This is a genomic window from Hyphomicrobium sp. MC1, assembly GCF_000253295.1.
Classification (GTDB): Bacteria; Pseudomonadota; Alphaproteobacteria; order Rhizobiales; family Hyphomicrobiaceae; genus Hyphomicrobium_B.
Genome location: NC_015717.1, coordinates 1,994,609 through 2,018,953, shown reverse-complemented (window position 1 = coordinate 2,018,953; position 24,345 = coordinate 1,994,609). Strand labels below are relative to the sequence as shown.

The window sequence follows — 24,345 nt, the reverse complement described above, 5'->3', positions numbered from 1 at the left end:
CCGCACTTTTCAGAACGATGTGCACGCCCATGCGCGGCCGGATGGCTGCCATGCCGGCGTGCGCGATGTGTTTCGCGTGCTCCGGCGTTAGAAGCCCGTCCGGAGATTCCCATGACCGTCATCGATTCATCCCGCGCCGCGCTTCGCGCGCCGGTCGCCAGCGCCTCTCTCGCCGTCCTGCTCGCCGTGAGCTTCAGCCATATGCTCAACGACGTGATGCAGTCGCTGCTCGTCGCCATTTATCCGATGCTGAAGGCCACCTACCGGCTTGATTTCTGGCAGATCGGCCTGCTGACGATGGCGTTTCAGATCACGGCCTCGCTGCTGCAGCCGTTCATCGGTCACTTCACTGACAAACGCCCGGTTCCCTATTCGACCAGCGTCGGGATGGGCTCGACGTTTGCGGGTCTCATATTGCTGGCTTTCACCATCAGCTACCTCGGTTTGCTGATCGGCGCTGCGCTGGTGGGTGTCGGCTCGGCGATTTTCCATCCCGAGTCCTCGCGCATCGCCCGGCTGGCATCGGGCGGACGCCACGGCTTCGCCCAGTCGCTGTTTCAGCTCGGTGGCAACTTCGGCACCGCGATCGGCCCGTTGGCCGCGGCATTCATCGTCGTCCCGCGCGGACAGCCGAGCATCGCCTGGTTCGCAGCCATCGCGCTGGTCGCTATGGTGATTTTGTGGAAGGTCGGCGAATGGGCATCAAGCGCCGCGCCGAAGCGCAAGGGCGCATCGCTTGGCCCTGGCCTCATTCATTCCCGCGGTCGCACGGCCGTCGCGTTGGCGGTGCTCGCTGCACTGATGTTCTCCAAGAATATCTACACCGCGAGCTTTGCGAGCTTCTACACCTTCTATGCCATCCATCAGTTCGGCGTTTCCGTGCAGACGTCGCAGCTGATGCTGTTCGCGTTTCTGGGAGCGTCCGCCGTCGGCACGATCCTCGGCGGCGTGTTCGGCGACCGCTTCGGCCCGAAGATGGTGATGTGGTTCTCTATCCTGGGCTCGCTGCCGTTTTCTCTGGCGCTGCCCTACGCGGATCTCACCTGGACCGTGATTCTGTCGATCGTCATCGGCCTGATCATGTCGTCGGCTTTTCCGGCCATCGTGGTGTTCGCGCAGGAGCTTATCCCCGGGCGAGTCGGCATGATCTCCGGCATTTTCTTTGGTGCAGCGTTCGGTATCGCAGGCATCGCCGCAGCGGTGCTTGGCCTTGTCGCGGACGCCAAAGGGGTCGGCTACGTCTACGAGATTTGCTCGTATCTGCCATTGCTCGGACTTTTGACCGTGTTCCTGCCCGGCGAACGGACGGAATATGACAAAGTAAAAACAGCTTAAATTGCTTTTGAGGCGAAGAACGTCGCAGCGCGATATTTTCGGGGGTTCCCCCGGCACGATGCTTTGCCTATAAGGCCCCCTTAGCCCGTCGTTCCATCCACCCCTGAGCCGACCGCGTCACCCCGCGAGCCTCGGCCAAATTTTTGCGCCGCATGCCAAAACGCACTGACATCAAATCCATTCTTATCATCGGCGCAGGCCCGATCGTCATCGGCCAGGCGTGCGAGTTCGACTATTCCGGCACGCAGGCCTGCAAGGCGCTGCGCGACGAGGGCTATCGGATCATCCTGGTCAATTCCAATCCGGCGACCATCATGACCGATCCGGACCTCGCCGATGCAACCTACATCGAGCCGATCACGCCCGAAGTCGTGGCCAAGATCATCGCCAAGGAAAAGCCCGACGCCATCTTGCCGACGATGGGCGGCCAGACCGCACTCAACACCGCGCTGGCGCTGCACAAGCAAGGCATTCTGCATCGCTACGGCGTCGAGTTGATCGGTGCCAAGGCTGAGGCCATCGACAAGGCCGAGGACCGCAAGCTGTTCCGCGAGGCGATGGAAGAGATCGGGCTCGAAACGCCGCGCTCCCGTCTGGTGCACAATCGCGACGAGGCGGCGTCCGCCATTGAGCACGTCGGCCTGCCGGCGATCATCCGTCCGTCGTTCACGCTCGGCGGTACGGGCGGCGGCATCGCCTACAATCGCGAGGAATATTTCGAGATTATCGACCGCGGCCTTGATGCCTCGCCGACGTCCCAGGTCCTCGTCGAGGAAAGCGTCATCGGCTGGAAAGAGTACGAGATGGAGGTCGTCCGCGACAAGGCGGACAACTGCATCATCATCTGCTCGATCGAAAACATCGACCCGATGGGCGTGCACACCGGCGACAGCATCACCGTCGCACCGGCACTGACGCTGACGGATAAAGAATATCAGATCATGCGCGACGCCTCGATTGCCGTCCTGCGCGAGATCGGTGTTGAGACGGGCGGCTCGAATGTTCAGTTCGCGGTCAATCCGGCAGACGGCCGCCTGATCGTCATCGAGATGAACCCGCGCGTGTCGCGCTCGTCTGCGTTGGCTTCGAAGGCGACGGGCTTCCCGATCGCGAAGGTCGCGGCGAAGCTCGCCGTCGGCTACACGCTCGACGAAATTCAGAACGAGATCACCGGCGGCGCCACGCCCGCGTCGTTCGAGCCGACGATTGATTACGTCGTCACGAAAATTCCCCGCTTCGCGTTCGAGAAATTCCTCGGTGCCGACACGACGCTGACTACGTCGATGAAGTCGGTGGGCGAAGCCATGGCCATCGGCCGGACGTTCGCCGAGAGCATGCAGAAAGCGCTGCGCTCGATGGAGACGGGCCTGACCGGCTTCGACGACATCCAGCTCGAAGGCCTAGGGCAGGGCGACGACAAGAACGTCGTCCGCGCCGCCGTCTCGCGCCCCACCTCCGACCGCATTCTGAAAGTCGCGCAGGCCTTCCGCGAAGGCTTCTCGCTCGACGAGATCCATCAGTATTGCAAAATCGACCCGTGGTTCCTCAGCCAGATTAAGGCGATCACCGACACCGAAGCGCGCATCATCGCGCACGGCCTGCCGAAGACTGCGCCGCAGCTGCGTGCGCTGAAGGCGCAAGGCTTCTCCGATGCGCGCTTGGCGAAGCTCGGAAAGGTCAGCGAGACCGATGTCCGCAAGCTGCGCAAGGATCTGGGCGTCACGCCCGTATTCAAGCGCATTGATACGTGTGCTGCCGAATTTGCATCGCCCACGGCCTATATGTATTCGACTTACGAAACCGGCCTCAGCGGCGATCCCGTCTGCGAAGCCGATCCGAGCGCAAAGGATAAAGTCGTCATCCTTGGCGGAGGCCCGAACCGCATCGGCCAGGGCATCGAATTCGACTACTGCTGCTGCCACGCCTGCTTCGCGCTGACGGCCGCCGACTTCGAAACGATCATGGTCAACTGCAATCCCGAGACCGTTTCGACCGACTATGACACGTCCGACCGGCTGTTCTTCGAACCGCTGACCGCCGAAGACGTGCTCGAAATCATCCGCGTCGAAAGCCGAAAAGGCTCGCTGAAGGGCGTCATCGTGCAGTTCGGCGGCCAGACGCCGCTGAAGCTCGCCAGCGCGCTGGAAGAGGCAGGGGTTCCGATCCTCGGCACGTCGCCCGACGCCATCGATCTCGCCGAAGACCGCGACCGGTTCAAAGCGTTGATCGATAAGCTCAACCTCAAGCAGCCCAAGAGCGGCATCGCCAAGACGCCGGAAGCCGCCCGCGGCATTGCCGAAGAAATTGGCTATCCCGTCGTCATCCGTCCGTCCTACGTGCTCGGCGGCCGCGCGATGGAGATCGTACACGACGGCGCCGAAGTCGACCGTTACGTCGCGCGCCTGTCGGCAACGCTCGATAGGCCGTCGGAACTCGTCGTCTCCGACAAGCGCCCGCTGCTGATTGACAGCTATCTGACCGACGCTGTCGAAGTCGATGTCGATTGCCTGTCCGACGGCAAGGATACGTTCGTCGCCGGTATCATGGAGCATATCGAGGAAGCGGGCATCCACTCCGGCGACAGCGCCTGCTCGCTGCCGCCACACTCGCTCTCGACGACCATCGTCGCCGAGCTTGAACGCCAAGCCCGCGAGCTCGCTCTGGCGCTCCGCGTTGTGGGTCTGATGAACGTGCAGTTCGCCATCAAGGACGAACAGGTCTTTATTCTCGAAGTGAATCCGCGCGCGTCTCGCACGGTGCCGTTCGTCGCGAAAGTCATCGGCCTGCCGATCGCCTCGATCGCGGCCGAAGTCATGGCTGGCAAACCGCTCGCAGATTTCAAACTCGCGAAACCGACCTACACGCATATTGCGGTCAAAGAGGCGGTTTTCCCGTTCGCGCGTTTTCTCGGTGTCGATCCTATTTTGGGACCTGAGATGCGCTCGACGGGCGAAGTCATGGGCATCGACCACGACTTCGCGATGGCCTTCGGCAAGAGCCAGCTCGGCGCCGGGCAGAAACTCCCGTCCAAGGGCACGGTGTTCGTCTCGGTCAAAGAAAGCGATAAATCCCGCGTCGTGGCCCCGGTCCGGGAGCTGGCCGCCATGGGCTTCAAGGTCGTCGCGACCCGCGGAACCAAGCGCTTCCTGGAAGCGAACGGCATCCAGTGCGATGCCATCAACAAGGTTCTGGAAGGCCGTCCGCACATCGTAGACGCCATCAAAAATGGCGATATCAACCTCGTTTTTAATACAACCGAGGGTTCGAAAGCTCTGAGCGATAGCAAGGACATCCGGCGCACGGCCTTGCTTCACCACATCCCCTACTATACAACATTGGCGGGGGCGGTAGCGGTTACACGGGCTATCAAAGCACTGGCATCGGACACCCTGGACGTGGCTCCGTTGCAGGCTTTCGCGCATCGCTAAGCCGTTCGCCGACCAGACGGGGCACCCGAGATCGGCTGCCCCTTCATTGCTTTCCTAATTGCCAAGCTTACTGTTAGCGTGTGTCGGGGCCATCCCCGCAATTGATTGAGACGTTGGAGAAGATGATGGAACGGGTGCCGATGACGCTTGAGGGCTACAAGAGCCTTGAGGAGGAATTGCAGCGGCTGAAAGCCGTCGAGCGCCCGCGTATCATCGCGGCCATTTCGGAAGCCCGCGCACATGGCGATCTTTCCGAAAACGCAGAATACCATGCCGCCAAAGAGCAGCAGGGACTGAACGAGGCCCGCGTCGCCGAGATCGAAGATAAGATCAACCGTGCAGAGATCATCGACGTCACCAAGCTGTCGGGCGATACCGTCAAGTTCGGTGCGACCGTGACGCTGGAAGACGAGGATTCCGGCGAGAAGGTCAGCTACATGATCGTCGGCGATACCGAAGCCAATCTGCGCGACCGCAAGATTTCGATCTCCTCGCCCATCGCCCGCGCGCTGATCGGCAAGTCGAAGGGCGAAAGCGTCGACGTCACCACGCCGAAGGGCGTCCGCACGTTTGAGATCCTGCAGGTGAAGTGGGGCCTAAGCCCGCCTGCCTGAAGCTAAGCAGACGTTCGAGGTCGGCTAGTCGTTGCCGCCTTCGAAAAACGCCGCGGCGTCCTGGCATTCCTCTTTTGACGGCACAAGGTCGAACGTCTTGTCGATGCCGTCCTTGCCGGACAGCTCGACTTCGGAATCGCCACCATCAACAGAAATACCGTCGTCGCCGGTCACGAGTTTCAGACCGTCTTTCTTCGGGGTGAGCCTGAAAATGCCGCCGTCGCTTTCGAGATAGCATTCGAAATCGTCGTCGTTGGTTTGACAGTTTGCTCGCTGGCCGAACCAGTCCGATCCCGACGTCAGCATGACGGCGAACCCGAGCGTGAAGCGATCCGGCGTGTTCGGTGTGCCGTCGGTGTTCGCCTTGGAAAGATCTATTTCGATCTTGCGCACGCGCTGCTGTGGATTGGCGGCCAGCGCCCTATCGTCGAACGTTTGGGCGAAGCAGGGGAGTCCGCCGAGCACATTGCCGAAATAAGTATTGAACAGTTCGTCAGACGTCGCTGCGACGGCAACTGAGGTGCTTGGAATTATCGAAAGGAGGACAGCTTTTGCCGTCCAAGACGTCCATTCAGAAAAGGTCCGCATCAACCCTCCAAAATACGTCGCGCCCGGTTACGTCCCCTCAGGCCCCGCGACGCTGATCGGAACGCCGGGTTCGCGCTTGGCACGCCGGATCGTCAGGTATGTCTTGACGCTTGCGACATTGGGCGCTGCCGTCAATTCTTCCAGCACGAAATTCTGAAACCCCTGCAGATCGCGCGCGATGCATTTCAGTATAAAGTCGCTCTCGCCGGACAGCATGTAGGCTTCACGGACGAGGGGCCAGCCGAGAATGCGGTTCTCAAAGGCGTGGAGGTCCGCTTCAGCTTGATTGTGCAGCCGGACCATGGCGAAGGCCGTCAGCCCGTATCCGAGCCTCACTTCGTCCACCAACGCGGTATAACGTGTGATAAGCCCGGCTTCTTCGAGCGCCCGAACGCGGCGCAGGCAGGGCGGAGCTGAAAGACCGATGCGATTGGCAAGCGCAATGTTGGTGATGCGGCCGTCGGCTTGCAGCTCTCGCAAAATTCGCCAGTCTGTTTCGTCGAGTTCTAATGCCATGACCGCGCCGTCGCAGGAAACGTTAGAGTAATATCAGGAATGGTCCCCAGCGCGCAAAGTTTCGCAAATTTCTTTAAATGCCGTTCCGGCATAAGCGCGATGTCGATGAGCGGGAATGGCAGTCGTGTCTGACCTGATCCCAGCCGATAGCGATCCCCCGGTGATTACCGGCCGATCCGCGTGGATTTTTTCGGACGGCAAGGCTGGCCACGAAGCTCAGTGTCAGGGCGTCGTCGAAGCGCTCGGCCTGAACGCCATCGTCAAGCGCAGTAACCTTTCGGGCATATACAAGCTGATGGCGCCGTGGGGACCGCTTCCGGCAGGGGAGCGCATGGGCAAGAACGGCAGCGCGCTGGGTCCGCCGTGGCCAGCGTTCGCGTTCGCCACCGGGCGGACGACCATTCCCTACATCCGCGCGCTGCGGCGCCACGCTGGGCTGCAGACATACACAGTCATCCTGATGGACCCAAAGACCGGTCCGAATAGCGCCGACCTCATCTGGGTGCCGCAGCATGACAGCCGCCGCGGTCCGAACGTCGTCACGACGCTGACTGCGCCGCACCGGTTTTCTCCGGCTCGGCTCGAAGCATTGAGGGCCAATATTCCTGCCGCGATCGCTGCGCTGCCGACGCCTCGGATCGCCTGCCTCATCGGTGGCCCGAACGGCGATTATCACTACACGGACGCTGACGAAGAGCGCCTCGTGGCTTCCCTCGGCGCGCTTATCGACAACGGCGCCGGTCTGATGCTCACCACCTCGCGGCGGACGCCGGAACGCTTGGCCAAGCGCCTTCAACAGACCATGGCCGGTAAGCCTGCCATCTTCTGGAACGGGGACGGTCCCAACCCTTATCCGGACTTCCTCGCGCAAGCGGATGCTTTCGTCATCACCGCCGACAGCGTCAGCATGATCTGCGAGGCCGCCGCCACTGGCCGTCCGATCTTCCTGTTCTCACCGACGGGCGGTAGTCCGAAGTTCGACCGTTTCCATGCAGCCCTTGCGGCCTACGGAGCAACCCGTGCGCTGCCAGCTGCCGGCGGCCCGTTATCAATGTGGAGCTATAAGCCGCTTCACTCCGCTGACACGATCGCCGACGAAATTCGCAGGCGCTGGCTGAAGCGCGCCGCGATGCTGCCGGGGCTCGTCAACGCCACCCGATCCTAAGCCGTTCAGCGCGGGAGTTTCGATGACAGCCTCTTTCCTAACAAAAGACGTCATCGGAGCCACCGGCAGGATAACGGCGGCCGGAACTGTCGATGATGGCGCTGCCATTCCGCCGCTCTCCGACGCGCGTCGATTGCAGCTATGGCTGGAATTCGGCCTCATCTACATCGGGCTGCCGATGCTAATGCGCATCGCCGTATTCGATTACCGTGTGCCGCTGTTCTATGCGCTCCCGCCTGTGCTCGCCGGTTTCATCGCGTTTCTCTATTTCGACAAAAGCTACAGCCTGAAACAGGAACTGGCACGCTGGCCCGACCGCGCCACGCTTCTTTCGATCTTCCTGATCTTCGCAATTGGAAGTCTCGTTGTGGCCGGGCTCGTCGCGGCGATCATGCCTGACAGGTTGTTCTCCCTCGCGGCCGAGCGCCCCGGACTTTGGCTGAAGATCATGGTGCTTTATCCGTTCACGTCGGTCCTAGCGCAGGAGTTCGCCTATCGCGTCTTCTTCTTTCACCGCTACGGCGTGCTGTTCAACTCACGCTGGACGCTCATTCTCGCGAACGCATTGGCGTTCGGCTTCGGCCATGTCCTGTTCCGCAACTGGATCGCCGTTGGCGGAACGTTCGTCGTCGGATTGCTGCTCGCGTGGCGCTACGAACGCTCGCGCTCGTTCTGGGCCGTCTATATCGAGCACGTCCTGTGGGGCTGGCTTGTTTTTACGATTGGCCTCGGCGTCTACTTCTTCACCGGGGTCAAGAACCCGGCTTGGTGACAATGTGCTGGCGGCCGGCTCCCTGTAGGGGAGTCGCCTGCACCCCAAAAAGCCATGCGGGAGGTGGGCTCGCGGACTGTCAGTCGCCAAGCTCAAACCAAAGAGCCCGCTACTTCCTGCGCTCCGCCAATTTGTCGAGCTGCAACGACTGAATCTCTGCCAGCCGCTGCCATTGTTTATTGATCAGATGATCGATTTTTTCATGCAGGTGGCGAATTTCCAGCTCGGCCTTGAGATTGACGCGGTAGTCGTTCAGCGAGCGCAGCCGGTCTTTCTCTTCTTGTCGCCGCTGGCTCATCATGATGATCGGAGCCTGAACAGCTGCGATCGTTGAAAGAATAAGATTCAGCAGAATATAGGGGTAAGGGTCGAACGCTGCTCCGGCGCGATAGGAATTGTAAAGCATCCATATGCCGAGGAACGCGGCAAACACGATGAGAAACGTCCAGCTGCCGCCGAACTGAGCCAAGCCGTCCGATAAGATCTCGCCCACGGAACGCTTGGCCGAAAATTCTTCTTCGACGTTCTCGGCAAGCGTTTCATGCGTTGCAAGACTTTCCGCAACTTGCTTCTCGATCTCGCTGACATCGCCAGATTCATCCCGAAGGAGTTCCGTCACGTAGAGCGTGCGATAGCGATCAAGTTCCTTGCGCGAAACGAACGCATCGTCTTTCAGGTCGGGGTAATCTTTACGTATGCGCTCGACCAGCGAGGGCATAACCGTCGCAATACTGACCACGGCGCCGCGCGAATATTCCTTGCCCGTCAAGGAGCAGACTATTTTCGGCTTCGATGCCTTGCCATTTTCGGGCACTTTACCGTTTTCGGGGATCTGATCCGCCATCCCTGTCCTCTTTTGGAAACGCGTCCCTATATATCCGGGGTACCCGGCCGCGGCACGTCGCGCACGCGCTCAATGATATAATTGAGCAAGCCGCCGCAATCGGCTAGAAGGCCGATCAAATCCCTCGAACTTAAGGTCATAGAGGCGCCGTTCATGGCTGCACATCAGTACGTTTATCACATGCATAAGCTTTCCAAGACCTATCCGGGCGGGAAGCAGGTGCTGAAGGACATTTCGCTGTCGTTCCTGCCGGGCGCCAAAATTGGCGTCGTCGGCCTCAACGGCGCTGGTAAATCGACGCTGCTGAAGATCATGGCTGGCCGGATCGACGATTTCACGGGCGAAGCCTGGGCCGCCGACGGCATCAAGGTCGGCTATCTGCCGCAGGAGCCGGAACTCGATCCCGAAAAGGATGTGCTCGGCAATGCCATGGAAGGCGTCGCGGAGAAAAAAGCCATCCTCGATCGCTACAACGAGATCGCGGCGAACTATTCCGAAGAGACTGCCGACGAGATGACGGCTCTTCAGGACCAGATTGACGCCCAGGATCTCTGGGACCTCGACGCCCAGGTCGAACAGGCGCTCGATGCTTTGCGCTCGCCGCCGGGCGATGCCGACGTCACGAAGCTGTCGGGCGGCGAAAAGCGTCGCGTTGCGCTGACGAAGCTCCTGCTGTCGAAGCCCGATATTCTGCTTCTCGACGAGCCGACCAACCATCTCGACGCCGAAAGCGTCGCCTGGCTCGAACGCTACCTGAAGGAATACGCGGGCTGCGTGATCCTCGTCACTCATGACCGCTATTTCCTCGACAACATCACCGAATGGACGCTCGAACTCGACCGCGGGCAGGGCGTGCCGTGGAAGGGCAACTACTCGGGCTGGCTTGAACAGAAGGCCAAACGCGAGGCGACCGAGAAGGCCCAGGAAGAAAGCAAGCAGAAGGCGCTCTCGCGCGAGTTGGAATGGATCCGCTCGTCGCCTAAGGCCCGTCAGGCCAAGTCGAAGGCCCGTATCACGGCTTATGAGAAGCTGGCTGACGAAGCCGGCCGCGAGGAGAACGGCCGCGCCTCGATCCAAATCGCGACAGGCCCGCGACTTGGCGGCGTTGTGATCGAAGCCGACGGCCTGACGAAAGGCTTCGGCGACCGCCTGCTGATCGATGGTCTCTCGTTCAAGCTGCCGCCCGGCGGCATCGTCGGCGTCATCGGTCCGAACGGCGCCGGTAAGACGACGCTGTTCAAGATGCTGACTGGGGCAGAACAGCCCGACAGCGGAACGATCCGCCTCGGCGACACGGTGAAGATCGCCTACGTCGACCAGTCACGCGCCCATCTCGACGACAAAAAGACCGTCTGGGAGGAGATCTCCGGCGGCCTCGACCAGATGCTGCTCGGTGGCAAGAAGGAAGTTCCGAGCCGTGCCTACTGCGGCTGGTTCAACTTCAAGGGTGCCGACCAGCAGAAGAAGGTCGGCATGCTGTCAGGCGGCGAACGCAACCGCGTGCATCTCGCGAAGCTCCTGAAAGAGGGCGGCAACTTGCTGCTGCTCGACGAGCCGACGAACGACCTCGACACAGAGACGCTCGGCGCGCTCGAAGCGGCACTCGAAGATTTCCCCGGCTGCGCCGTGGTGATCTCGCATGACCGCTTCTTCCTCGACCGCCTTGCCACGCACATCCTCGCCTTCGAAGGCGATAGCCATGTCGAATGGTTCGAAGGCAACTTCGCCGACTACGAAGAAGACAAGAAGCGCCGTCTCGGCGATCAGGCCGTCGAACCGCACCGCATCAAGTTCAAGCGGTTCGAGCGATAGGGAAGGGGAAATGTGGCTTCCGGCCGGCTCGACGAAGGAGAGTCGGAAGCCACAATCGAAAGCTTCACCCGTTGCTGTTGTCGATGATTGGAAGCTGCTTGGCTTCCTCCGAAGTGAGCGACAGCTTCACGCCGTCCGCGACGCTCGAGATCTTGTCGGCCGGAACCTCGAAGACTTTGGCGTTGATGCCCGCGGGCATGCCATCGGTGACGAGAATTTCCTGCACCTTGCCGCTGTCGTCAGACTTCACGCCGTTGACTTCGCCGATCTTGGCGCCATCTGAGCCGAACACCGCCGCGCCGATCTGAATTTGACTGGCGTTGATTGCGGTACCGCCTTCCGCAGGCGCGCCTTCGGTTGCTGCTGGTTGCTCGGGCTGAGCTGGCGCCTCTGTTGCGCCGCTGTCGGCAGGCGGCGCTTCCGTCCCGCTATCCGCAGGAGCTTGCTCCGACGGCGCGGCTGATGGTTCTGCACTGTCGCCGCTGGGCTGCGCCGCGGCACCGCCGTCTGCCGGGGCGGCCTGCTCGGGTGCGGTCTGTTCGGGTGCGGTCTGTTCGCCCTCGGCGGGAGCCTGCTGATCCTGTTCCTGGCACCAGACCGGCTGCGCCTGAGACACACAAAAGCAAGACATCGAGACGACGAGAGCCATTCCCGGCGCCAAACGCAATTTCGAAAACGTCATAAACCTGGACCCCAATTCCATCCCCACCACCAACGTAACCCGCGTTTCATATAGAACGTATGCGGGCTTTTTGCTCCCCTATGCTCGATGGCGATGCAAGGGTGCGGCGCTTTGTCGATGCAAAGCTGGACGTAAATGGGGCGAACAGCGCCGATGTCGATAAAGAACAGGCGTCGCCCGAAGAGCGACGCCTGAAAAGCACACTTCCGGGCAATTGGCGCAATGTCAGATGCCAAAGCTGCCCGAATGGAACGGTATTGTCTTAGCGGCTCAGCGCCAGGACGAGTGCCCGCGGATTATTGCCGTTCTCGGTGATATAATTCTGGAAGAGGTCATCCAGGAAGGTCGTCATCCAAAAGCCGACAACCTGCGCGTCGCGGACCTTATAGCCTTCCTTGGTTTTCATCACGAGCCAGCGAATATCGTAGCCCGAGCCGTCAGACAGCGTGATGTGGCTGTCGACGTTCGTGCCGCCCGCATCGCCCGGACCCTGTCCGGTGACGACGGCGCTGGTGACGATGTATTTCGGGCCCTGCGTGGCGGCGTACTTCGCGATGAAGTTGATCATGCCGTTGTAGTAGGCAGGCCGATCGGCCTTCGGCAGCGTCCGCGCGTGCGGGCCGAGCGCCGTCAGGCCGATGTTGGGAACATCCATGTGCCGGCGCAGCACGTTGGCGTAAGCGGAAATGCCGCCCTGACGCTGCGCGTACATGAGCTCATTCTGGACACGCTGCATATAAACGGCAGGAGATTCAGCGCGAGCGCCGCTCGCGGAAACGCCTGCAAAACATACAAACAAAACAGCCAGCCAACTGGCGGAGCGAATTCGCTGTGAAATTGCCCACCCCATCTCAAACCCTCGCATTCGTCGTCCCCAAAACCATCCCGAAGTAGCAGGGGCTCTTGGCCGATTCTGCTACTGTCGCCCTATCGAAACAAGCCTCTCGTCACGCTACAGAGGCAACAATCACGTCAAAACAATGCTGGATGGCTATGCGGCCACAGCATTTTGTCGTTCGCGAGGCTTATCGCCGAGATCGTAGAGCCGCCCCGCCGACACGACGGGAAGGCTCAACGCCTGACAAAGCCTATCGAATTCCGTTCCACCGATTCGATCTGCCGCCATCAGAATGATGCTGCGATTTTTATTCGGATGCACCAATACAGCTTCCTGGCGAACGCCCGACAGCGACGTGCGCGTGTGTAGCGCGACGCCCTCGAAACTCGCCAACGGCATATCCCAGAGCGTCGTCGAAAACGGCGTCCGGTCGACGACCTTCACGCTTCCTTCGCGGATATCGACCAGACGGCTGGAAATCAACGCGATCAATATGTTGCGCAGCGGCCAAATGATCAGGCCGACCCAGAAGACCAGCGCCAGCGCCAACTCGATGGCCACAACCGGGTTCGAAACCAGGGCGCGGCGCACATCCGCGGAGGTAAGTGCGTAAACCGCAAACCCGAGCTGGGGCAGCACGATCAAGCCCGCCAGCGCAGTCATCAGCAAGAGGCCGGGCAGTTTCGCCATTTTCGAATTTGTCTGTCGGATCGTGATCGGAAGGCAACCGGGATCGCCTGAGACTTCAATGACTTCAAAACCACAACGCTGCATGACGCAACTCAACCCCCGCGCGAGCACTGCCGGCGACCTTATGGTAAATTTCTCTAAAAGGCGGTTAAGCACCGTACTGTTTTCGCGACCACCAAACGCCCCTTGACATATAAACATATCTTTATATCTTCCCGCGCATGTCCAGCTCAGAGGAAATGCGAACGGCTGACTTGGTGGCGGCGCTGAAGGCGGCCGCCGAGCCGACGCGTCTGCGCATTCTCCTGCTGCTCGCTGGCGGCGAACTGAACGTCAAGGATCTGACCCTGATCCTCGGGCAAAGCCAGCCGCGCATCAGCCGCCACTTGAAGCTGCTATGCGAGGCGGGCCTGATCGAGCGCTTCCGCGACGGCAGCTGGGTCTACTTTCATATTTCTGATCGCCAGCCGGGCGGGCGCTTGGCGCTGCGCCTCGTGGCCGATGTGGATCCCTCGGAAGCCTCCGTCCGCCGTGACCGCGAGCGCGCCGAGACCTTGAAGCGCGAACGCGAGTCGGTCGCGCAGACTTTCTTCGAAGAACATGCCGCCGACTGGGACCGCATCCGCACGCTTCACGTCGCGGAAAATGACGTCGAGGCCGCGATGCGCCGGGCGCTAGGCGATGGGACTTTCGATTTCTTCGTTGATCTCGGCACCGGCACCGGCCGCACGCTCGAACTTTTCGCCGACCGTTTCGAGCGCGGCCTGGGTCTGGATGTCAATCAAACCATGTTGACCTACGCGCGCGCCAACCTGAACGCCAAGGGCTGCGGCAAGGCGCAGGTTCGCCACGGCGATATCTATTCGCTGGCGCTGGCGGATGCACAGGCCGACGCCGTCGTCATGCATCAGGTGCTGCACTTTCTGTCCGATCCGGCGCTCGCCATTCGCGAAGCGGCGCGCGTGCTGACGCCGGGCGGCAAGCTGCTGATCGTCGACTTCGCACCGCACGAGCTCGAATTCTTGCGCACGCGCGAGGCTCACGAACGCCTCGGCTTTACCCACGAGCAAGTAGCAGGCTGGCTGAAAGATGCCGGCCTGGCGCCGAAATCTGTCGAAGACCTGACACCCAAAGCCGATGGCCGCGACGACATGCTGACCGTCACGGTCTGGCTTGCCGAACGTCCGGTCACGCAAATGCCGATTACAAAGATAAGCGCACCCGTTGAAGACGTGCGCGAGGGAGCACGCTGATGGCACAAAATAGCGAACGCAAGAGCAAGCTGCTCGGCTCGGGCGACATCGTCGTCAGCTTCGAATTCTTTCCGCCGAAGACGGAAAAGATGGAAGAGACGCTGTGGTCTGCGATCTCGCGCCTTGCGCCGCTGCATCCCGAATTTGTTTCGGTGACGTATGGTGCCGGCGGCTCGACACGTGAACGCACGCACTCGACCGTCACGCGCATCCTCAAGGAAACGGACCTGAAGCCTGCCGCTCATCTTACCTGTGTTGACGCGACGAAGGACGAGGTCGATGCCGTCGCGCGCCAGTATTGGAGCGAAGGTGTCCGCCACATCGTCGCCCTGCGTGGCGATCCGGTCCACGGCGCGGGCACGAAGTACGAGCCGCATCCAGACGGCTATCAGAATGCGGCCGATCTTGTTGCGGGGTTGAAGCGCATCGCGGATTTTGAAATCTCGGTCGCGGGCTATCCGGAGAAGCATCCGGAAAGTCAATCGATCGAAGCCGATCTCGATAATCTCAAGGCCAAGGTCGATGCCGGCGCCGATCGCATCATCACGCAGTTCGGCTTCGACAATGCGTATTTCCTGCGTTATCTCGAACGGGCGCGCGCGGCAGGCATCTGGGTACCGATCTCGCCTGGGATCGTTCCGATCCACAACTTCAAGCAGGTCGCAGGCTTTGCCAAACGCGCAGGGGCGACGGTCCCGTCATGGCTCGCGCGCCGCTTCGAAGGCCTCGAAGACGACAGCGCGACGTCGCATCTCGTCGCCGCCGCCGTCGCGACCGAGCAGGTGATGGACCTCGTCGACGAGGGCATCAAGAAATTCCACTTCTATACGTTGAACCGTGCCGACCTCGTCTACGCGATCTGCCATCTTCTTGGCCTTCGCGCGGCGAGAGCGGCCAACGCCAACGCGGCGTAATCACATTCGGAAAGTCGAGGCGTGACATGAGACGGAAACCAAGTTGGGCCGCGCTGGAAAAGGCTGCGAGCGAACGCATCCTCATCATCGACGGCGCCATGGGCACGATGATCCAGCAGTATAAGCTCGGCGAAAACCACTATCGCGGCGAGCGCTTTCAGGATCATTCGAAAGACATCAAAGGCAATAACGATCTGCTCGTGTTAACCCAGCCGGAGATCATCGAAGAGATCCACGGCAAGTATCTGCGCGCCAACGCCGATATCATCGAGACGAATACGTTCAATGCGCAGCGTATCTCGCTGGCCGACTATCACATGGAAGACCTGGCCTACGAGATCAACGTCGAGGCCGCGAAGATCGCGCGCCGCGCGGCGGACGAGTGGACAAAGAAGACGCCGGACAAACCGCGCTTTGTTGCAGGCGCCGTCGGCCCGACCAACCGTACCGCGTCGATCTCGCCGGACGTCAACAATCCGGGCTTTCGCAATGTCAACTTCGATGAGTTGCGCGATGCATATAAAGAGCAGGTGCGGGGGCTGATCGACGGCGGTTCGGATATCATCCTGATCGAGACGATCTTCGACACCTTGAACGCGAAAGCCGCCGGTTTCGCGACGCTCGAAGTTTTCGAGGAAAAGGATCTCGAACTTCCGGTCATGATTTCGGGAACGATCACCGACCGTTCGGGCCGCACGCTCTCAGGACAAACGGCGGAAGCTTTTTGGTATTCGATGCGGCATCTGAGGCCGTTTTCGATCGGCCTCAACTGCGCTCTCGGCGCGGAGCTGATGCGTCCCTACATCGCCGAGCTTTCGCATGTCGCCGACGTTCGCATCTCGGCCTATCCGAATGCGGGTCTTCCCAACGCCATGGGCGAGTATGACGAGAACCCGCACGATATGGCCTGCAAGATCGAGCCATGGCTGGCGGATGGCTTGATTAACGTCGTTGGTGGATGCTGCGGCTCGACGCCCGATCACATCGCCCACATCGCGAGCCACGCGAAAGGCTACAAGCCGCGCACGATCACGAAAGTCGAACCGCGCTTGCGCCTCTCCGGCCTCGAACCGTTCGTACATGGATGATGCAATGACAGCGTTGAAATTCGAAGATCAGAAGCTGCCCGATCTCGATGACTACGCGAAGCTGGCCGAGCAATTCATTCCCGGCCGGCAAGCCATCTTCGCGATTGTCGAATCCGCGCTTCTTGAACTCATTCCGCAAGGGCCGGCCAAAATCTTGGTCGTCGGCGCGGGTGGGGGCGAAGAAATTTTGCGCCTTGGACTGAACAATCCGGATTGGTCGTTCGTCGGCGTCGATACCTATGAGCCGATGGTCGAATTGGCGCACAAGCGTCTTGGCCGAACGCCCGTCGGTTTGCGCAGTAAGGTGCATGCGACGACCATCGACAATCTCGCAGAAAAAAACTTCGACGCTGCGACGTGCATATTGACCGCCCATTTTGTTCCGGACGACGGCGCGAAACTGGCCTTCTTCGAGGCCATTTATAAGCGGCTGAAGCCGGGCGCGCCGTTTGCCGTCGTTGACGGCGTGGGTGTTGCCGGCGATGACCAAACCGAGCTGCTTCGCCGCATCTGGAAGCGCCATGCCATTCGCAACGGCATATCAGCCGAAGTTGCTGCGAGCAATGCCGAGAACTTCAAGAAAGTCTCGGTCGTGTCTGAGCAGCGCGAAGAGGAGCTGCTTGAGAGCGCCGGTTTCAAGCGCCTGACGCCGATCTTCCGCGGACTTGCCATCAAGGGTTGGCTGGCATTCGCATGAAAGCCGTTAGCACATTTATCTTCTGCCAATTCAAAATGGAATTCGACTGATGACCACAGCCAACGCAGCGCAATCGTTCATCAACGTCGGTGAGCGCACAAACGTCACGGGCTCCGCGAAGTTTCGCAAGCTGATCGAGCAGAACGACTATGCCGGCGCACTCGCCGTTGCGCGCCAGCAGGTTGAAGCGGGCGCGCAGGTTATCGACGTCAACATGGACGAGGGCCTGCTCGATTCCGAAAAAGCGATGGAGACGTTCCTCAACCTCATCGCGTCTGAACCCGACATCAGCCGTGTGCCGATCATGATCGACAGCTCGAAATGGAGCGTCATCGAGTCGGGTCTGAAGTGCGTGCAAGGCAAGCCGATCGTCAATTCGATCTCGCTGAAGGAAGGCGAGGGGCCGTTCTTGGAGCATGCGCGCAAGGTCCTGCGCTACGGCGCGGCCGTCGTCGTCATGGCGTTTGATGAAGCCGGACAGGCCGACACCATCGAGCGCAAGGTTTCGATTTGCGAACGCGCCTACAAAATTTTGACCGAGAAAGTTGGTTTCCCCCCGGAAGATATCATCTTCGACCCGAACATCTTCGCCGTCGCAACCGGCATCGAAGAGCACAACGGTTACGGCATCGCCTTCATCGAAGCAGCGCGCCAGATCAAAGAGAAGATGCCGTTGACGCACATTTCAGGCGGCGTCTCGAACCTGTCGTTCGCCTTCCGCGGCAACGAGCCGGTGCGCCAAGCGATGCACTCGGTGTTTCTCTACTATGCCATTCAGGCCGGCATGGACATGGGCATCGTCAACGCCGGTCAGCTGACGGTTTACGATGACATTCCCGCCGAGCTGCGCGAGCTTTGCGAGGACGTGATCCTCAACAAACGTCCGGATGCAACGGATCGCTTGCTCGAAGCCGCTCCGAAGTTCAAAGGCGATGGTTCTGGCACGAAGGCGAAAGAGAAAGACCTGTCCTGGCGCGAGGCACCGGTCGAGGCACGCCTTACGCATGCGCTTGTTCACGGCATCACTGATTTCATCGAGATCGACACGGAAGAAGCCCGCGCCAAGGCCGACAAGCCCCTGCACGTCATCGAAGGCCCGCTGATGGCGGGCATGAACGTCGTCGGCGATCTCTTCGGCGCAGGCAAAATGTTCCTGCCGCAGGTGGTGAAGTCCGCGCGCGTGATGAAACAGGCCGTCGCCTATCTGCAGCCATTCCTGGAAGCCGAGAAGAAAGCTTCCGGCCTTGAAGCCAAGCCCGCCGCCGGGAAGATCCTGATGGCGACGGTGAAGGGCGACGTCCACGACATCGGCAAGAACATCGTCGGCGTTGTTCTTCAGTGTAACAACTATGAGGTCATCGACCTCGGCGTTATGGTGCCCGCTGCGAAAATTCTCGAGACGGCGAAGAAAGAGAAGGTCGACATGATCGGCCTTTCGGGCCTCATCACGCCGTCGCTCGACGAGATGTGCTTTGTTGCCGCCGAGATGGAACGCGAAGGCTTCTCCGTGCCGCTGCTGATCGGTGGCGCGACGACGAGCAAGGTGCACACGGCCGTCAAGATCAATCCGAACTATCATCGCGGGCAGGCCGTCTACGTGCTCGACGCCAGCCGCGCGGTTGGCGTCGTGTCGAACCTGTTGTCGGACACGGAGAAGACGCCGTTCGTCCAGAATATCAAAACTGAGTATGCGAAAGTCCGCGAAGCGCACCTTGCGAACGAAGCAAGGAAGCAACGCATCACACTGAAAGCTGCGCGCGATAACAAGTTCAAGATCGATTGGAACGCGTACAAGCCCGTAAAGCCGAGCTTCCTCGGCGCACGCACGTTCGCCGATTATCCGCTCGCGTCGCTCGTGCCCTATATCGACTGGACGCCCTTCTTCCAGACGTGGGAGCTTGCAGGCCGCTATCCGCAGATCCTGACTGACAACAAGGTCGGCTCTGAAGCGAAGAAACTCTTCGATGATGCGCAGGCGTTACTGAAGCGCATCGTCGCCGAGAAATGGGTGAAGGCGTCCGCCGTCGTCGGCTTCTGGCCTGCGAACAGCATCGGCGACGACATCGCGCTCTACCAGGATGATACGCGCGCTGCGCAGACGGCGACGCTCTATACGCTGCGCCAGCAGATCGCGCGCGATCCTTCGCGCAATCGTGCGCACACCGCGCTGTCCGACTTCATCGCGCCGAAAGAGACGGGGCTCGCCGATTATATCGGTGGCTTTGCCGTCACCGCAGGACTTGGCGAGGAAGAAGCGATCGAGCGCCACGTTAAGAAGACCGACGATTACACGCGCATCATGACGAAGGCCTTGTGCGATCGCCTTGCCGAAGCATTTGCCGAAGCGATGCACGCGAAGGTGCGCCGCGAGTTGTGGGGCTACGCCAAGAGCGAAACGCTCTCGAACGACGATCTGATCCTTGAAAAATACCAAGGTATCCGCCCGGCACCTGGCTATCCGGCGCAGCCTGATCACACTGAGAAGGCAACGCTTTGGACGCTGATGGACGTCGAAAAGCAAACCGGCATCACGCTGACGGAAAGCTACGCGATGTGGCCGGGCGCGTCCGTTTCCGGCCTCTACTTCGCAAATCCGGAAAGCCATTACTTCGGCGTCGGCAAGGTCGAGCGCGACCAGGTCGAAGACTATGCCGCGCGTAAAGGCTGGACGGTCGAAGAGGCGGAGCGCTGGCTGGCACCGGTCCTGAACTACGAAAGAACAGGTTCCGTCAACGCTGCCGCTTGATTAGCTTGGACGTTGCGTTCGCCAAAAAAATCGGCGCGGTGTGTACCCGCGCCGTATGGTCGTTTGGCTCGCGCCAGACATCCCAGAAATAGTCCCCCGTCTCGTTGGCTCCTTGGAGCATCGTGCGTGGGATTACTGTTTCAGGCATTTCCTCCAGACGGTCGCTCTCAAAAGGTCCCGAGCACGACCAAAATCACGAATCCAAACGACATTCCTACGGCAAGAACGTTAAGACCGCCTTGCAGACTCATGTCACACCTCCGAGGTCGAGATGCTTCTGAATTCGCCTCGCTTCCCTCTTCGAAGCGCAGGCCGGACGCTACCTAGCAGTCCGCGTCGCTGACAAGAAAAAAGCATTTTGCGCCGCAGAGCGTTTGACCGTCGCGAAACTGTCACCGCTGTTGCATCGCTCCGAACGCAAACCGCCGGAAGCAAAAGCGGTTCCCGCCCGCGATTTGGGAGTTAACGAAAATGCCGCTAAAAGAGCTGTTTTTAGCGAAGCGGCGCCGAACGCGGTAACCAATTGTGATCGAAGAATGACGCTTACACGTCGGCGCCTACGCCAATGCAACGCACAAAAATAATCCCAAAATATTTTGCTTGCATCCTGCCGGACGCCTGATGCGAAGCGCGCTGCGGGGCTTTCGGAATGCCGTTCGACTCGCAGTCTATGCAACGTAACAACGGCTTCGGATCAACCGATTATTAGCCGTTTTCTCAAAAGAACTTCGTTGGTGCCTTCCGCGACGAGCCCTTCGAGCGTCGCGATGCGGACGAACCCGAACCGTTCGTAAAAGGCGACGGCCCGGACGTTGAACTCGGAAGCGCTGACCCAGATGTTCCGCGCCTGCAGCCGATGGGCTTCGGCCTCGAACCACAACAGAACGGCGTGACCTACGCCCTTGTTCTGGAACTGCGGAAGGATCCCCAGAAATTGCAGATACGGTCCGCGCAACCACGTGCGACGGATGCTGAACGCTCCGGCGAGAGTGCCGTCGACAAGAATTTCGAGCCGGGGCGCGTCGTGGTCGTCATCGCGCAAAAACGTCGTGAGGGCTTCAGACGTGTAGCGATAGTGCGCCCACGGATCGATCGCAGCGAGCGGCGCACCAAGCAACTCGGCGCTCTCCGATGTCATTGGCCGAAACGCGATCGCAGCTGTCATGTCAATTCACTGATTGCCCTGCCGCGCGAGCAACCGGCTTGGTATTCTTTTTGACCGCAACTTTCTTCGCTGCGAGCGGCGTGTAGGCAACCTTCGCGCCGGCCTTCGGGCTGGCGTTCAACGGCTTTTTCAGCGCCCACAGGAAGTCGTAGCGATTGACGTCGCCGGTCTTGCGATCATAGCACTCCGACTTGATCACCGGCTTGCCCATCGTCATCAGTTCGCTGACGGTTACGAACGTGTAGCCCTTGGCTTTGAGCTTCGGGATCGCGATGCGCAGCGCATCTGCCGTATGCCATCCACGCCCGTTCGCATGGTTGACGATGATCGAACCGGGCTTCGCTTCGTTCACCATCGCTGCCGCGATACGCTCGGCCGATTCATGCGGATCGGGATCGCCCGTCGCGACGTCCCACTGAATGGCGAGCATCCCGGCGTCGTTCACAGCCTTGAGCGAGGCGGGATTGCACGTGCCGTAGGGGAAGCGGAAGAGCGTCGGCTGCGCGGGAATGCTGCGCATGTCCTCGGGGGACGCCGCCACGCATTGTTTCGAGGCGAGATCGGCGCGCGCATCCTCATAGGCTTTCTGTGGCGCGAGCACCTGCTGCCGGATGGCCGCTTCGTTCAATAGCCGAAGGTTCGCGTGTGTTTCAGTATGATTGCCGACCTCGAACAACGGATCGGTCATCAGCTGTTCGGTGCGTGCGCGATGGGAGACCATCCATTTTCCGCCAGCGAAAAAGGTGGCTTTTACGCCCTGTTCGCGCAGATAATCGAAAATGCGCCCATCGTAGCCTGCAATCTCGCCGCGCTGCTCACACAGGTCGAACGTCAGTGCGATGACCTTTTCGCCCTTTGGAACGTCGACGCGCCGGATCGATCCGCGCAGCGCTTCGGGAACCGGCGGAGCCTGAGTGAAACCGGCGATCTTGATCGGCGCATCGTAGGTGTGGACGCCGCGCGAGACTTTCTCCTCGCCCGGCACGCCCGCAAGCAGCGCCGGTGAATAGCACGCGTGCTGCAAAACATCGTCGCGCGCGAAGGCCGCCCTCGCATGTGCGGAAACAGCGAGTGACGCAACGATGAGAGCAGACAGTCTGATGCGCATTGTCAAAGTCATTTGCCCTTGAACTCGGGTTTGCGCTTTTCGAGAAAAGCGCGGCGCCCCTCAGCGTAGTCTTCACTTGCAAAACATGCGGCGATAGCGGCGTCGAGAGCTGCCATGTCGGGATGCTCCGGATGGCGCGAGATCTCGTCGATCACTTTCTTCGCCGCTGCGACCGACAGCGGTGCGTTTGCGGCGATCTCCGCGGCCAATGCTTTCACCGTCGTCTCCAGCTCCGCCTTCGGCACGAGTTGCGAGATAAGCCCCATAGCCTCCGCATCGGCCGAACGGAAGCGCCGTCCGGTAAATAGCAGCTCCTTGGCGCGCGCTGCCGGCACGGCCGCCAGGATGGGCCGCACCCAGCGCGCATTGTAGCCGATGCCGAGCTTGGCCGCTGGAATGGCGAACTGGCTTGCATCGTCGGCAATGCGCATGTCGCAGCAGAGCGCGAGACCGAGACCACCGCCAAGACAAAAGCCATGGATCATCGCGATGGTCGGCTTCGGGCATCCGATCAGCGCATTGAAGGCGGCATCGTTCAAGGTGTCGTAAATCTTGGCGGCATCGCCGGTGCGTGAGGTTTCGAACTCAGAAATATCGGCGCCGGCCGAGAAGGCCTTATCGCCCGCGCCGCGCACGATAATGACGCGCACCTCCGGATCGTCGACGGCCGCACCCACCGCGTCAGGGATGGACTTCCACATCGCAGCCGTCAGGGCGTTCATCCGTGCCGGATTGTCGGCCGTGATCCAGGCGATTGCACCCTCCTTCGCATATCTCAATGTCGGGTTGGCGACTTCGGCCGCATCTGCCATAAACGGGTATCCTTTCGATCTTTGCGGCCATTTAATTGGCATTTGCAGGCGTCGCAAACGGGCTCCACGGCGGCAGATGCACGCGGCGGCCGGAAAGTGTATAAGTTTTACGGCGAGGTCGATTGACCGCCGTCTGTGTGGACGCTAATCGCCTGCGGTAACATATTGCTAACGGACCTGATTTCGAGCCAGAGGCTGCCCGTGTCGAATACCAAAACAGCGATCTCAAAGGTCCAAGTCGTCGACCCGATTTGGGCGCAGATCCGCACCGAGGCCGAGGCCGCGATGAAAGCCGAGCCCGCGCTCGGCAGCTTCATCTTTGCGACCGTGCTCAGCCATCAGGCTCTGGAGGAGGCAGTGTGCCATCGCCTGGCGCAGCGGCTGAACCACACGGACGTAGACGCCGGTCTCATTTCGCAGACGTTTCTGAGCGTGCTGGCCGAGCAACCCGAGCTTGGCACGATCTTCCGTGCCGATCTCCAGGCTGTCTACGACCGCGATCCGGCATGCACGCGCTATCTCGACCCGCTTCTCTATTTCAAAGGCTTCCACGCACTGGTGACGCATCGCTTTGCGCACGCGCTCTGGAAAAGCCGTCGTCGCGACTTTGCCCTTTACCTGCAAAGCCAGTCGTCGCGCATGTTCGGCGTGGACATTCACCCCGCGGCGCGCTTCGGCAAGGGCATCATGCTCGATCACGCCACCGGCTTCGTCGTCGGCGAGACGGCGGTGGTTGGCGACAACTGCTCGTTCCTGCATGCCGTCACGCTCGGCGGCAGCGGCAAGGAGACAGGCGACCGCCATCCTAAGATCGGCGATAACGTCTTGATCGGCGCCGGCGCCAAGGTGCTCGGCAATATCAAGGTCGGGCATTGCTCACGCGTCGCCGCCGGATCGGTTGTTCTCTCTGAGGTTCCGCCGAACGTGACAGTTGCCGGCGTGCCCGCCAAAATTGTCGGCAGCGCCGGCTGTGCCGAACCGGCCCGCTCGATGGAGCAAGGCTGGGTTGATGATTTCGGCGGACTTTAAAAAGATCATTCAGGAGACAAGACATTGAAAAAGGAAGAGCTCGCTCGCCTGCAGGCTTACTTGCGTAAAACGCTGGGAGCGGCGTCGCTTGAAGTGAAGGCGCAGCCAAAGAAAGACGACATGGCTGAGGTCTTCGTCAACGGCGAGTTCATCGCCACGCTGTACCGCGAGGTCGAGGAGGGCGAGACGTCCTACCAGTTCCAGATGGCGATCCTGGACATGGATCTGGAAGGCGTCTGAGGCCGAACC

22 protein-coding genes are annotated in these 24,345 nt (G+C 60.5%); 13 read left to right on the top strand and 9 right to left on the bottom strand.

The genetic code is table 11. From position 1 onward, the window contains the following. Nucleotides 1-111 precede the first annotated feature (111 nt). From HYPMC_RS09805 to greA, 3 genes are all read left to right on the top strand, one after another. The gene (locus HYPMC_RS09805; RefSeq protein ID WP_013947756.1) at nt 112-1,335 is read left to right on the top strand and encodes an MFS transporter; all 1,224 of its coding nucleotides are present in this window, start codon (nt 112-114) and stop codon (nt 1,333-1,335) included. A gap of 152 nt (nt 1,336-1,487) precedes the next feature. After that, complete coding sequence (gene carB, locus HYPMC_RS09800) at nt 1,488-4,763, top strand: carbamoyl-phosphate synthase large subunit (protein WP_013947755.1); 3,276 nt, start codon at nt 1,488-1,490, stop codon at nt 4,761-4,763. Between the two features lie 125 nt (nt 4,764-4,888). Further along, on the top strand, nt 4,889-5,377 hold the full coding sequence (gene greA / locus HYPMC_RS09795) for a transcription elongation factor GreA (RefSeq protein WP_013947754.1): 489 nt from the start codon (nt 4,889-4,891) through the stop codon (nt 5,375-5,377). A gap of 24 nt (nt 5,378-5,401) precedes the next feature. Here greA and HYPMC_RS09790 read toward each other — a convergent pair whose 3' ends face one another. After that, nucleotides 5,402-5,965, bottom strand: a complete 564-nt coding sequence (locus tag HYPMC_RS09790; protein WP_013947753.1) for a hypothetical protein — start codon at nt 5,963-5,965, stop codon at nt 5,402-5,404. A gap of 27 nt (nt 5,966-5,992) precedes the next feature. Continuing rightward, nucleotides 5,993-6,481, bottom strand: coding sequence for an Lrp/AsnC family transcriptional regulator (locus tag HYPMC_RS09785; RefSeq protein ID WP_013947752.1), 489 nt, complete (start codon nt 6,479-6,481; stop codon nt 5,993-5,995). A gap of 115 nt (nt 6,482-6,596) precedes the next feature. Between HYPMC_RS09785 and HYPMC_RS09780 the strand changes: the two genes are divergently transcribed. Further along, on the top strand, nt 6,597-7,646 hold the full coding sequence (locus HYPMC_RS09780; RefSeq protein WP_013947751.1) for a mitochondrial fission ELM1 family protein: 1,050 nt from the start codon (nt 6,597-6,599) through the stop codon (nt 7,644-7,646). Nucleotides 7,647-7,668: 22 nt separating this feature from the next. After that, entirely contained in the window at nt 7,669-8,418 is a 750-nt protein-coding gene (locus tag HYPMC_RS09775) for a CPBP family intramembrane glutamic endopeptidase (RefSeq protein ID WP_013947750.1), read from the top strand. Nucleotides 8,419-8,527: 109 nt separating this feature from the next. Here the strand turns inward: HYPMC_RS09775 and HYPMC_RS09770 are convergent, their stop codons facing one another. Next, complete coding sequence (locus HYPMC_RS09770; protein ID WP_013947749.1) at nt 8,528-9,262, bottom strand: DUF1003 domain-containing protein; 735 nt, start codon at nt 9,260-9,262, stop codon at nt 8,528-8,530. 153 nt (nt 9,263-9,415) lie between these two features. Between HYPMC_RS09770 and ettA the strand changes: the two genes are divergently transcribed. Further along, entirely contained in the window at nt 9,416-11,074 is a 1,659-nt protein-coding gene (gene ettA / locus HYPMC_RS09765) for an energy-dependent translational throttle protein EttA (RefSeq protein WP_013947747.1), read from the top strand. A gap of 64 nt (nt 11,075-11,138) precedes the next feature. Here the strand turns inward: ettA and HYPMC_RS09760 are convergent, their stop codons facing one another. From HYPMC_RS09760 to HYPMC_RS09745, 3 genes are all read right to left on the bottom strand, one after another. Continuing rightward, a complete protein-coding gene (locus HYPMC_RS09760) occupies nt 11,139-11,756 on the bottom strand; it encodes a PRC-barrel domain-containing protein (protein ID WP_024275887.1) in 618 nt (205 codons plus the stop codon). Nucleotides 11,757-12,018: 262 nt separating this feature from the next. Beyond that, the gene (locus HYPMC_RS09750) at nt 12,019-12,468 is read right to left on the bottom strand and encodes an ABC transporter substrate-binding protein (protein WP_244421014.1); all 450 of its coding nucleotides are present in this window, start codon (nt 12,466-12,468) and stop codon (nt 12,019-12,021) included. A gap of 279 nt (nt 12,469-12,747) precedes the next feature. Then, entirely contained in the window at nt 12,748-13,368 is a 621-nt protein-coding gene (locus HYPMC_RS09745) for a hypothetical protein (protein WP_024275885.1), read from the bottom strand. 155 nt (nt 13,369-13,523) lie between these two features. Here HYPMC_RS09745 and HYPMC_RS09740 point away from each other — a divergent pair, with 155 nt between their 5' ends. Genes HYPMC_RS09740 through metH form a run of 5 tightly spaced genes read left to right on the top strand, consistent with a single transcriptional unit; the run spans nt 13,524 to nt 19,982 of the window. Continuing rightward, nucleotides 13,524-14,537 carry a metalloregulator ArsR/SmtB family transcription factor gene (locus HYPMC_RS09740; RefSeq protein ID WP_244421013.1) on the top strand — a complete coding sequence of 338 codons (1,014 nt, stop codon included), beginning with the start codon at nt 13,524-13,526 and terminating at the stop codon, nt 14,535-14,537. Continuing rightward, entirely contained in the window at nt 14,537-15,451 is a 915-nt protein-coding gene (metF, locus tag HYPMC_RS09735) for a methylenetetrahydrofolate reductase [NAD(P)H] (RefSeq protein ID WP_013947741.1), read from the top strand. Before HYPMC_RS09740 ends, metF begins: the two co-directional genes overlap by 1 nt. Before the next feature lie 26 nt (nt 15,452-15,477). Then, a complete protein-coding gene (locus HYPMC_RS09730; RefSeq protein WP_024275884.1) occupies nt 15,478-16,539 on the top strand; it encodes a homocysteine S-methyltransferase family protein in 1,062 nt (353 codons plus the stop codon). Nucleotides 16,540-16,543: 4 nt separating this feature from the next. After that, a complete protein-coding gene (locus tag HYPMC_RS09725; RefSeq protein ID WP_157135422.1) occupies nt 16,544-17,236 on the top strand; it encodes a class I SAM-dependent methyltransferase in 693 nt (230 codons plus the stop codon). A gap of 49 nt (nt 17,237-17,285) precedes the next feature. Beyond that, nucleotides 17,286-19,982, top strand: coding sequence for a methionine synthase (metH, locus tag HYPMC_RS09720; RefSeq protein WP_024275883.1), 2,697 nt, complete (start codon nt 17,286-17,288; stop codon nt 19,980-19,982). A gap of 694 nt (nt 19,983-20,676) precedes the next feature. Here the strand turns inward: metH and HYPMC_RS09715 are convergent. The 3 genes from HYPMC_RS09715 to HYPMC_RS09705 are packed head-to-tail and all read right to left on the bottom strand — an operon-like array spanning nt 20,677 to nt 23,067. Further along, entirely contained in the window at nt 20,677-21,147 is a 471-nt protein-coding gene (locus tag HYPMC_RS09715) for an N-acetyltransferase (protein ID WP_013947737.1), read from the bottom strand. Between the two features lies 1 nt (nt 21,148). Further along, on the bottom strand, nt 21,149-22,267 hold the full coding sequence (locus HYPMC_RS09710) for a polysaccharide deacetylase family protein (RefSeq protein WP_013947736.1): 1,119 nt from the start codon (nt 22,265-22,267) through the stop codon (nt 21,149-21,151). Further along, nucleotides 22,264-23,067 (bottom strand): enoyl-CoA hydratase, encoded by an 804-nt coding sequence (locus tag HYPMC_RS09705; protein ID WP_013947735.1) that lies wholly within the window; start codon nt 23,065-23,067, stop codon nt 22,264-22,266. The genes HYPMC_RS09710 and HYPMC_RS09705 overlap by 4 nt, the downstream gene beginning before the upstream one ends. A gap of 201 nt (nt 23,068-23,268) precedes the next feature. Here HYPMC_RS09705 and cysE point away from each other — a divergent pair, with 201 nt between their 5' ends. Both cysE and HYPMC_RS09695 read left to right on the top strand, forming a co-directional pair. Next, the gene (gene cysE, locus HYPMC_RS09700) at nt 23,269-24,096 is read left to right on the top strand and encodes a serine O-acetyltransferase (RefSeq protein WP_013947734.1); all 828 of its coding nucleotides are present in this window, start codon (nt 23,269-23,271) and stop codon (nt 24,094-24,096) included. Nucleotides 24,097-24,120: 24 nt separating this feature from the next. After that, entirely contained in the window at nt 24,121-24,336 is a 216-nt protein-coding gene (locus HYPMC_RS09695; protein ID WP_013947733.1) for a DUF3126 family protein, read from the top strand. Nucleotides 24,337-24,345 lie beyond the last annotated feature (9 nt).

Coding starts and splice junctions, on each gene's coding strand:
- carB (WP_013947755.1), top strand. CDS start 1,488: ATGCCAAAACGCACTGACATCAAATCCATTCTTATCATCGGCGCAGGC.
- HYPMC_RS09780 (WP_013947751.1), top strand. CDS start 6,597: ATGGCAGTCGTGTCTGACCTGATCCCAGCCGATAGCGATCCCCCGGTG.
- HYPMC_RS09805 (WP_013947756.1), top strand. CDS start 112: ATGACCGTCATCGATTCATCCCGCGCCGCGCTTCGCGCGCCGGTCGCC.
- HYPMC_RS09785 (WP_013947752.1), bottom strand. CDS start 6,481: ATGGCATTAGAACTCGACGAAACAGACTGGCGAATTTTGCGAGAGCTG.
- HYPMC_RS09715 (WP_013947737.1), bottom strand. CDS start 21,147: ATGACAGCTGCGATCGCGTTTCGGCCAATGACATCGGAGAGCGCCGAG.
- HYPMC_RS09775 (WP_013947750.1), top strand. CDS start 7,669: ATGACAGCCTCTTTCCTAACAAAAGACGTCATCGGAGCCACCGGCAGG.
- metF (WP_013947741.1), top strand. CDS start 14,537: ATGGCACAAAATAGCGAACGCAAGAGCAAGCTGCTCGGCTCGGGCGAC.
- HYPMC_RS09725 (WP_157135422.1), top strand. CDS start 16,544: ATGACAGCGTTGAAATTCGAAGATCAGAAGCTGCCCGATCTCGATGAC.
- metH (WP_024275883.1), top strand. CDS start 17,286: ATGACCACAGCCAACGCAGCGCAATCGTTCATCAACGTCGGTGAGCGC.
- HYPMC_RS09705 (WP_013947735.1), bottom strand. CDS start 23,067: ATGGCAGATGCGGCCGAAGTCGCCAACCCGACATTGAGATATGCGAAG.
- HYPMC_RS09730 (WP_024275884.1), top strand. CDS start 15,478: ATGAGACGGAAACCAAGTTGGGCCGCGCTGGAAAAGGCTGCGAGCGAA.
- HYPMC_RS09745 (WP_024275885.1), bottom strand. CDS start 13,368: ATGCAGCGTTGTGGTTTTGAAGTCATTGAAGTCTCAGGCGATCCCGGT.
- HYPMC_RS09790 (WP_013947753.1), bottom strand. CDS start 5,965: ATGCGGACCTTTTCTGAATGGACGTCTTGGACGGCAAAAGCTGTCCTC.
- ettA (WP_013947747.1), top strand. CDS start 9,416: ATGGCTGCACATCAGTACGTTTATCACATGCATAAGCTTTCCAAGACC.
- HYPMC_RS09740 (WP_244421013.1), top strand. CDS start 13,524: ATGCGAACGGCTGACTTGGTGGCGGCGCTGAAGGCGGCCGCCGAGCCG.
- greA (WP_013947754.1), top strand. CDS start 4,889: ATGGAACGGGTGCCGATGACGCTTGAGGGCTACAAGAGCCTTGAGGAG.
- HYPMC_RS09710 (WP_013947736.1), bottom strand. CDS start 22,267: ATGACTTTGACAATGCGCATCAGACTGTCTGCTCTCATCGTTGCGTCA.
- HYPMC_RS09760 (WP_024275887.1), bottom strand. CDS start 11,756: ATGACGTTTTCGAAATTGCGTTTGGCGCCGGGAATGGCTCTCGTCGTC.
- HYPMC_RS09770 (WP_013947749.1), bottom strand. CDS start 9,262: ATGGCGGATCAGATCCCCGAAAACGGTAAAGTGCCCGAAAATGGCAAG.
- HYPMC_RS09750 (WP_244421014.1), bottom strand. CDS start 12,468: ATGTACGCGCAGCGTCAGGGCGGCATTTCCGCTTACGCCAACGTGCTG.